Origin of the sequence: Geosporobacter subterraneus DSM 17957, from assembly GCF_900142145.1 — a bacterium.
GTDB lineage: Bacteria > Bacillota > Clostridia > Peptostreptococcales > Thermotaleaceae > Geosporobacter > Geosporobacter subterraneus.
This window is the reverse complement of the sequence record NZ_FQZV01000034.1, coordinates 37433-46023: the sequence shown is the minus strand read 5'-3', so window position 1 is coordinate 46023 and position 8591 is coordinate 37433. Positions and strand designations below refer to the sequence as shown.

The window sequence follows — 8591 nt, the reverse complement described above, 5'->3', positions numbered from 1 at the left end:
ATAGCCTCAAGAGAATAGTCTCGATTGGTACCTAGTGAAGAATAATACTTTTGATAAAAAGAAAAAGGGATAAACGGAGTAATATCAATATGTTGGTTTAATAGAGAAAGTAGATTATTTTGATCCTGATGAAAGAACTTATCAAATTCAGATGAGATATCACAAAGATTTAATTGTTTCGCTGAAATTGGCATAAGTTTCTCCTTTCTTGTAAGTTTTGAGTTATGTACAATTTCACAATGTATATATACCCAAAACGGGGGAAACTTAGCCATTTCAATAGATTAAAATGCAGTATTTGTGCGAGTTGTAGAGTTCTGCAACGAGCTAATCTAGTAAAAAAAGGGGGGATAACAGAGAGGATCGCTCGTCGAATCTTATCTATATTTTATGAAATGAAAAAGCTAGGCTATCAAAGAATGGATGCATCTTTACGCCATATACTGGTGTCTAAGGATAAAACATTAAAGCTTGTTGATCATTATCATGCATTTACACAGAAAGATCCCTATCCTGTTAAATTTCTTAGGCAGCTGGAAGAATTAGGCTTATTATATCAATTTCTAGATCACGTATTGCAGTTGGACGAAAAACTGTTTAGTCAATGGAAGAAAGCTATGCCAAACTATTTCCACAATATTTAAACAGTGAATGCCCTGAAGGAGGGGTATTATGGTAGAAATAAGTGAGCAGGGAAAAATAATTTTGGATAGTTGTTCCTTAAGTGCTGAAGATATTAATTATGTTTGCGAGCAATTCAATATCGGAAAATTAAAAAGTATTCACAAACGTTTTGAAAATACTGCCAACATAAATCTGATGTTTGAAACAGAAGCTGGAAAATTTGTACTCAAGCTTCTGCATACAGAGCCGGAAAGGCTAAATTCCATTATTAAAGTTATGAAAATCCTTCATATGAACCATGTGCCGGTCATATTACCGCTACAGGACATCAATGATGAATATTATGTAAGCATGAAAAACTTAAGGGTTCAATTGACCCCTTTTGTGGATGCAGGGAAATTCAGCTTTGAGCAGAGGCAAGCAGTGTCAAGCGGCAGAATTCTAAAAAAGATGCATATGACATTGGCTAATTTCCAGGAGATTGTAAAGCCAGCGGGATCAATTTATCCCTCCCGCAAGATATTAAATGAGGGGATTGCCCGTCTCATTGAATTAGGAGATAGTATTCCCCGAGAGCAAGTAATGCTGATAAAAGATCTGCATGACAAAATTACAGGCTTATGGTCCAGTCAATCCCCAGGTTTGCCCAATACTATTATACACGGGGATTGGAATGAAAGAAATCAGCTATTTGATGGCCGTGGAAGAGTTCGTTGTATTTTGGATTTTGATTTTGCACAGCGAAGGGAGCGTTTATTTGATGTTGCCTATGTTCTTTGGAATTTCTTGATACACGCAGATTTTCAGCCTTTTGCCAAACCATTTATGAAAGGTTATGGTCGCCTGACAGAACAGGAAAGAAAGCTTCTGCAGGTGGAAATTGCCAGGGTGAGTTGCTTTTTTATATGCACAGCTTCTTTTTCTAGAAACCCTAGTCTGCAAATCGATCGTCAATTAAAGCAGCAAGTACCGTTTATTAACTATATTTTATCCGATGACGGGGAAAAAAAGATTAAAGAAGTTTGCGGTTTTTTCTAAAAAAGTTATTTGAGAAAAATATACGACCCTGTATATTTTCTATTATTCCAAATTAGACAATAACACAGGATACAAAGAACCTAGTTTTTGCATAGTAAAAGGCAAAACTAGGTTCTTTGTGTCCCGGTCCTTTTAATTCCAATCATTAGAAGGGCAGAATCACTGAGTAAACAATACCTCACCAACATATCCTTGATAACATATAATTTAATATAGACGAAAAAGGGGTGAAGTACATGTATGATACCGGACTATTCAATGAACTGGTCATTACCGTCATACGGGGGTTGCTGATTCCGCTGGTGCCGGTTATAGCGGCATATCTAATAGCCTTGATTAAGAAGAAGACAGAGGATATCAATAATCAGCTTAAGGATGCACAACTCCATAAATATGCAGATATGACAGAGAATATTATAAATACTGCAGTTACAGCGGTTTATCAGACATATATCGATGATATTCTTAAAAAAAGAGGTGTTCTTACAGATGAGGAAATGAAGACAGCCTTTAATTTCATAAAAGAGAATTCTGTAAAGATTATCAGTCAAATCCTAATGGAGGAATTGTCTAAAAAATATACGGCCTTGGACAAATGGATTGAAAACATGATTGTCTGCAGCTTAAATCCGCAAATGCTGAAGGATAACAACCTAGCAGAAAAATTGGAATGGAGGGTATAGTATGAAAATCATTATAGACTCTGGACATGGGGGGAAGGATTCGGGAGCATCAGGATTTGGGGTAAAGGAAAAAGACTTAAATCTAGTTTATGCCAGGCTTCTTGCGGTAAAGCTTGAAAACTATAATATTGAAGTGGATAGATCCCTTATCAATGATCATTACTATTCACCCGATGAATTGACAGACAAAATAAAAAAGTCGGGAGCAGATATATGCATTTCTTGTCATAACAATGCAGCAAACGGTGCTGCAAGAGGATTTGAAGTGATTCACAGCATACACTCCCAGGGGACGCTGGCAAAACTGACAGCGGAAGAAGTCAGGAAAACAGGCTTTCCTGTAAGACGGGTTTTCAGCAGAGAAAGTACAGCTCCATCCCGTGTAGGTCAAGATTATTACTATATTATCCGGGGAACCTATCCCACAGTAGAAACCATTATTGTCGAATTTGGATTTATGGATAATGGCGAAGATTTTAAACTACTGACGGATCCTGCCTGGCAGGATAGACTTACAGCAGCAGTAGCAGCAGGCATAGATAAATATATAAACTCCAGTATAGCTCTAAAGACAAGGATACAGGGAAATTCTATTCTCCTTCCGGAACAACTGAAAGCTGCTTTGAAGGCGGTTAACAGCGCTGCAAATACAAGTATAGTGGATACTTACTACCGGATTGCCCCTGTCTACGGCATAAAAGCAGATTTAGCCTTTCTCCAAGCCGTCCATGAGACCAACTGGCTAAGATTTACAGGAGTGGTAAAGCCTGAGCAAAATAATTTTGCAGGGCTTGGAGCTACAGGACCCAGCAATCCAGGACTTTTTTTTCCTACAGCAGAAGCGGGAGTTGAAGCCCATATACAGCATTTATATGCTTATGCTGCAACCACATCGATCCCTGAAGGACGTACCTTATACGATAAGCGGTTTCATCTGGTCAGAAGGGGAAGTGTAACTTACTGGGAAGATCTCAATGGGAAGTGGGCCGTTCCCGGTATCGGATATGGAGAAAGGATAGTGGAATTACAGAGGACGGTAGCGGAAAGATATCCTTTGCCCGATAAGCCCGTAACTCCAGAGATTCCTTCGACTCCCCACTGGGCAAAAGTGTGCCATGACGAACTACGGAAGGCCGGGCTCCTCTTAAATGATCACATAGATACGATTGATCAGCCTGCTACCAAGGGTGTTGTATTTTGCCTGGTTAATAATTTAAGAAAGGAGTTGATAAAAAATGAGTAGCTTGCTGTACATTATTTCCACTACAGTCATAATCGGTTCCATTTTGGTGGTGCTCTACTACTGTGCAAAGCTTTTATCCGCAATAAATAATAGAGAAAAGACTATAAAGAATCATAAGAAAATCGACGAAATTATGTCGAAGTTAGACAATACGATTATGCAAAGCGTCATGACGGTTAATAAGTCCATGGTCAACAATCTCAAAGAAGCAGACTCTTTTTTTCAACAAGAGAAAGAAGAAGCCTTCCTAGAGGCAAAAGATAGAGTAATGAAAATCATAACCGAAGAAGATCTCCAATTTCTTGAATCCTATATGGAAGATGTAAATGAATGGATAAACAATAGAATTGAATATTATGTAAAAAACCTAAAGCAGTAATCGATGATTCCTTGAGTTAATCAATCTTTAGTCCTTAACATTATGATTCTACCACATAGATATACGCTATGAAGAATAATTTTCAAAAAAGTCAAAAAAACATCTTGTAATATCCAGAAAATGGAGTTACACTATTAGTATAAACACGCGTTCACAATAATAACAAGAGGTGTTGCCATGAATGCTTCAGATATCGCAAAAATTGCCGGTGTATCAAGAAGTACTGTTTCCAGAGTAATTAATAATTATGGAAATGTTACAGAAGAGACAAGACAGAGAGTGCTGGAGATTATCAAAGAATACAATTACGTTCCCCATGCCTCAGCACAAATGCTGGCAGGCAAAAAAAGTAGAATTATAGGCTTATTTATCATTGACACAAAGGATGACAACCATGGCAATAAAATGTGCACGAGTTCATATTTTTCTCCTTTTACCAGTGCAGTCATTGATGCAGCCAATAAACAGCGGTACAATGTACTGAGTACAATCGTAAATGAACAGCAGGATTTTAACAATGTAAGGGAATTATTCTATAATAAAACCATATCTGCGGGCATTTTTATCGGCGGAAAGAACAGTGAGCCTTCCATTATAGAAATTATTGAAAGCGGATACAATGTGGCAGTGATCGAACAAGAGGTGTCAAATGAGCAGGAACCCTTCAGCAGGTCCATTGTTGTAAATAGTGACAGCTTTGGGGGCGCCTATGAGGCTACCAAGTATCTCATTCAGCTGGGCCATATTGCAATTGCCCATATCACTGGAGATTTGGAGCAGTTTACTGCGATTTCAAGGGTAGAAGGATACAAAAAAGCATTGGCTGAAGGCGGAATACCTCTTAGGAATAACATGATTGTAAAGGGTAACTATACGGAAGAAAGCGGGTATAAGGCTGTAAAGAAGCTGTTATTAAAGGAAACACCCACAGCCATATTTATTGCCAATGACAGTATGTGTTTGGGGGCTATGCGTGCCATTGAGGAGTTAGGTCTAAAAATACCGGAAGACATATCTCTGGTTGGATTCGATGATATTGAGTTAGCCCGGTATCTGCAGCCGGCACTAACAACAGTGAGAATACCGCTGCTCAATATGGCCTTTATGGCTACCAATAACTTGATTAAAGCCAATGAAGAGGAAATCAATTTCTACGCAAATTATAAGATACCTGTTGAGTTAATCATCCGAGACTCTTGTCGAAAGATGAAGTAATTATTTTTTTAATGCAGAATGAACGCGTGTTCACACAGCTTGTACAAAGGCTATACAGTTTTCATATGACAATCTAGTGGTATAGCATCACATAATCATCCATTATTTAAAAGGGGGAAATAAAGATGAAAAAAATGCATTTGAGGAAAGCGCTTGCTTTGATGATGTGTGTAGTTTTCATTGCATCGCTGTTTGCCGGATGCAGTAACCAAGGTTCAGAACCGGCAGCCAACAATCCGCCGCAGGAAAGCCCGGAAAGTGGTGTAGTTCCGGCAGAGAAAAAACCGGAAGATTTTACCGGAGAGCTTACATTCTGGCACTTTAACAAGGATGAGGGGCCAAAGCTTGCAGAAGCCTTTATGGGAAAATACCCAAATGTAAAAGTAAATGTTCAGATTACCTCGGACACAGATCTAGCTTATCAAAATAAAGTAACTTCAGCCATTCGTGCAGGATCAGGCATGCCGGATGTATTGGCAGCTGAAAATGCATTTGTTAAGAGATTTGTAAATTTGCCGGGAGGATTCGAAAACCTGTCTGCTGCACCCTTTAATGCGGAAGAATATGTAGATGCAAACATCCCTTATACAGTAGATATCGGCAGAGACAACGCAGGCAATATGAGAGCCTTATCATGGCAAGCGTGTCCAGGCGGCGTTGGCTATAAACGGGATTTGGCAAAAAAATATTTAGGAACAGATGATCCCGATGAGATTTCAGCGATGCTTTCAACACCGGAAAAGATTGTTGAGACCGCCAGAAAAGTAAAAGAGGCCAGCAAAGGAAAGGCGAAGCTGTTTGTAGGAACAGAGGATTTGTATAAAATATACGTGGGCGGAGCACGTACACAGCCATGGGTAAAGGATAACAAGTTTATCATTGATCCAAAAATGCTAGAGTATATTGACATCGCTAAGACCATGCGAGACGAAGGTCTTGAGGGTGGTATCAGGCAATGGACACCGGCCTGGTCAGCTGCAGTAGCCGATGATATCCATATGTGCTATGCAATCCCTACATGGGGTATTCAGTGGATTGTAGCTGTAAACGATGAGAAAAATGCACAGGCCGGAAGATGGGCTGTAGCTACACCTATGCCTTATTATGAAGGCGGGACATGGGCAGGAATCTCCCAGCAGTCTAAAAATAAGGAACTTGCATGGGAATTTGTTAAATTCCTTGCAACAGATAAAGAGCATTTAAAAGCATGGGCAATTAAAACAGGAGACTTTGTAAATCACATCGCTGTAATTGAAGAGCTAAAGAACGATTCAAGCTTTGTCAATAAGACTGTAAATCAAAACACCTATGAAGTTTATGGTCCTATGGTAGAAAAAGTCAACGGTAATCTTATTACCCAGTATGATGATCAGATGCGCAAATCATTCCAGGATATCATGCAAACCTACCTGGCAGGTAAGATCACAAAAGAGCAGTTTATTCAACAATTCAAAGAGAAGGTTAAATCCGATTTGCCGGATTTGATCGTTGAGTAGGTGAATATTGCCTTATTAGCAACCCTGCTAATAAGGCAATTCCATTCATTATTCCCATGGAAGGGAGGAACGGATGTGCGGTCAAAAAGCATTCAAAAAGATACATATGGATATTTGTTCATCGCACCATTTTTTATTATATTGACTATATTTGTAGTTTATCCGATCATCTATTCTTTTGGCATTAGCTTTACCAAGTGGGACGGAAGCATTGTACCTCCCCAATTCGTTGGCGTGGAGAATTATAAAAGGCTGTTTAACGATAGCTTTTTCTTTAAGAGTGTAGGCAATACATGGATGATGTGGTTAGGCTGTATTATCCCTCAGTTGATCATGGGCCTTGCTTTAGCAGTAGCTTTAACAGACAGAAAGCTTAAGGGAAAAGCCTTCTTTCGATGGATCTATTATTTGCCCAACCTTGTGACCATGGCATCAGTAGGTACATTAGTATTTTTTCTATTGGATTGGCAGTCGGGGTCTATAAACCGAATCCTTTTGTCCTTTGGGCTTGTGGATGAGCCTATAAACTTTTTGCAGGATATATTCTCTTCGCGGTTTGCAGTTTCCTTTACTTTGTGGTGGATGTGGTTTGGATACAGCATGATTATTTTTATGGCTGGTATTCGAGCGATTCCTGAAGAGTATTTCGAAGCTGCCAGGGTAGATGGAGCAAATAAATGGCAGACATTTTGGTGTATAACCCTTCCTTGTCTCCGACCGATCATTTTGTATCAGGTAGTAACGTCGCTGATTGGCGGTTTAACCATGTTCGACGTTCCCTACGTACTGTCCGGGGGAAACGGTGCACCGCAGATTTCAACCCTCACCATGGTGATGTACTTATACAATACCACATTTGCTAATTATAATTTTGGCTATGGGGCAACGATAGGTGTCGGTTTATTTGTACTTGTGATCATGGTGGTAGCTGTTGCCTATAGACTCATCAACAGAAAATCACTTTATGAGTAGGGGGGAGTATAATGGCATTTGATTTAACTACGCAGAAGGAATTGTCCAGACCATTAAGGACAAAGCACTCAAAATGGGAACTATCAACGATTGGACTGTACTTTCTTTTGATTTCTCTAGCAGTTTTATGCTTTTTGCCTTTCTATATGATGATCATTAATGCTACTCATACCAGCAATGATATCGCTACGCAATTAAATGTACTGCCGGGAAGTGCTTTTGCAGACAACTATAAAAGAATGATGGACAGCGTAAACATGTGGCAGGGCTTTAAAAACAGCCTGATTATCTCCATATCCAGCACGGCCTTAGCAGCTTATTTTGGTGCTTTAACGGCCTATGGATTTTCTAAATACAGATTTAAAGGAAGCAGGCTTTTATTTGGCATATTGCTCGGTTCTATGATGTTTCCATCTCAGCTTGGATTGATCGGTTTTTTTAAGGTTTGCAGTGAGCTTCACCTGATCAATAAGCATTTGGCATTGATTATTCCTGCCATAGCCAATGCAAACTTTGTATTCTTTGTAAAACTTTATATTGACGCTGCAGTACCCAATGAAATCGTTGAGTCGGCCAGAATAGACGGATGCAGTGAATTTAGAATATTTAACAAGATTGTACTTCCCATCATAACACCTTCTATTGCCACCATGTCAATTTTTACTTTTATCGCCTCATGGAACAGCTACTTAGTTCCATTGGTTGTATTGTATGACGAGAAAAAATATACGGTACCGATTTTAACAGCCATGGCCAAAGGGGTATACCGAACAGATTTTGGTGCCGTTTATGTGGCGATTGCAATGTCAATGGTACCGATTATGGTTGTATTTGCCTTTTGTTCAAAATACATTATCGGAGGACTGACGGCTGGGGCTGTTAAGCAGTAGTTATTAAAGCTATGAAAAGACAGGGATACTGAAATAGGGTATGGCTTTTCA

Annotated in this window: 10 protein-coding genes; 9 read left to right on the top strand and 1 reads right to left on the bottom strand. The window is 39.3% G+C overall.

The genetic code is table 11. The features are described from left to right. A partial coding sequence (locus BUB56_RS19700; protein ID WP_330392639.1) for a hypothetical protein occupies positions 1–194 on the bottom strand: 194 nt, incomplete at its 3' end. A 225-nt stretch (positions 195–419) separates the two neighbouring features. On the opposite strand from BUB56_RS19700, the gene BUB56_RS12755 reads away from it, so the two are divergent. The 9 genes from BUB56_RS12755 to BUB56_RS12715 all read left to right on the top strand — a co-directional run bounded on the left by BUB56_RS12755 (position 420) and on the right by BUB56_RS12715 (position 8540). Beyond that, positions 420–644, top strand: coding sequence for a hypothetical protein (locus BUB56_RS12755; RefSeq protein WP_190014495.1), 225 nt, complete (start codon positions 420–422; stop codon positions 642–644). 28 nt (positions 645–672) lie between these two features. Then, positions 673–1662, top strand: coding sequence for a phosphotransferase (locus BUB56_RS12750; protein ID WP_110941695.1), 990 nt, complete (start codon positions 673–675; stop codon positions 1660–1662). A 236-nt stretch (positions 1663–1898) separates the two neighbouring features. Next, positions 1899–2345, top strand: coding sequence for a hypothetical protein (locus BUB56_RS12745; RefSeq protein WP_110941694.1), 447 nt, complete (start codon positions 1899–1901; stop codon positions 2343–2345). Position 2346: 1 nt separating this feature from the next. After that, positions 2347–3588, top strand: a complete 1242-nt coding sequence (locus BUB56_RS12740; protein WP_110941693.1) for an N-acetylmuramoyl-L-alanine amidase — start codon at positions 2347–2349, stop codon at positions 3586–3588. Then, complete coding sequence (locus BUB56_RS12735; protein WP_110941692.1) at positions 3581–3967, top strand: hypothetical protein; 387 nt, start codon at positions 3581–3583, stop codon at positions 3965–3967. Before BUB56_RS12740 ends, BUB56_RS12735 begins: the two co-directional genes overlap by 8 nt. Positions 3968–4144: 177 nt before the next feature. Next, positions 4145–5182 carry a LacI family DNA-binding transcriptional regulator gene (locus BUB56_RS12730; protein ID WP_110941691.1) on the top strand — a complete coding sequence of 346 codons (1038 nt, stop codon included), beginning with the start codon at positions 4145–4147 and terminating at the stop codon, positions 5180–5182. 125 nt (positions 5183–5307) lie between these two features. Then, the gene (locus BUB56_RS12725) at positions 5308–6678 is read left to right on the top strand and encodes an ABC transporter substrate-binding protein (RefSeq protein ID WP_110941690.1); all 1371 of its coding nucleotides are present in this window, start codon (positions 5308–5310) and stop codon (positions 6676–6678) included. 75 nt (positions 6679–6753) lie between these two features. After that, positions 6754–7650 (top strand): carbohydrate ABC transporter permease, encoded by an 897-nt coding sequence (locus BUB56_RS12720; protein ID WP_110941689.1) that lies wholly within the window; start codon positions 6754–6756, stop codon positions 7648–7650. Between the two features lie 11 nt (positions 7651–7661). Next, positions 7662–8540, top strand: a complete 879-nt coding sequence (locus tag BUB56_RS12715; protein ID WP_110941688.1) for a carbohydrate ABC transporter permease — start codon at positions 7662–7664, stop codon at positions 8538–8540. The last annotated feature ends 51 nt before the right edge of the window (positions 8541–8591 follow it).

Excerpts from the sequence above, each read along its gene's own strand:
- BUB56_RS12735 (WP_110941692.1), top strand. The coding sequence starts at position 3,581 with ATGAGTAGCTTGCTGTACATTATTTCCACTACAGTCATAATCGGTTCC.
- BUB56_RS12715 (WP_110941688.1), top strand. The coding sequence starts at position 7,662 with ATGGCATTTGATTTAACTACGCAGAAGGAATTGTCCAGACCATTAAGG.
- BUB56_RS12745 (WP_110941694.1), top strand. The coding sequence starts at position 1,899 with ATGTATGATACCGGACTATTCAATGAACTGGTCATTACCGTCATACGG.
- BUB56_RS12730 (WP_110941691.1), top strand. The coding sequence starts at position 4,145 with ATGAATGCTTCAGATATCGCAAAAATTGCCGGTGTATCAAGAAGTACT.
- BUB56_RS12755 (WP_190014495.1), top strand. The coding sequence starts at position 420 with ATGGATGCATCTTTACGCCATATACTGGTGTCTAAGGATAAAACATTA.
- BUB56_RS12725 (WP_110941690.1), top strand. The coding sequence starts at position 5,308 with ATGAAAAAAATGCATTTGAGGAAAGCGCTTGCTTTGATGATGTGTGTA.
- BUB56_RS12750 (WP_110941695.1), top strand. The coding sequence starts at position 673 with ATGGTAGAAATAAGTGAGCAGGGAAAAATAATTTTGGATAGTTGTTCC.
- BUB56_RS12740 (WP_110941693.1), top strand. The coding sequence starts at position 2,347 with ATGAAAATCATTATAGACTCTGGACATGGGGGGAAGGATTCGGGAGCA.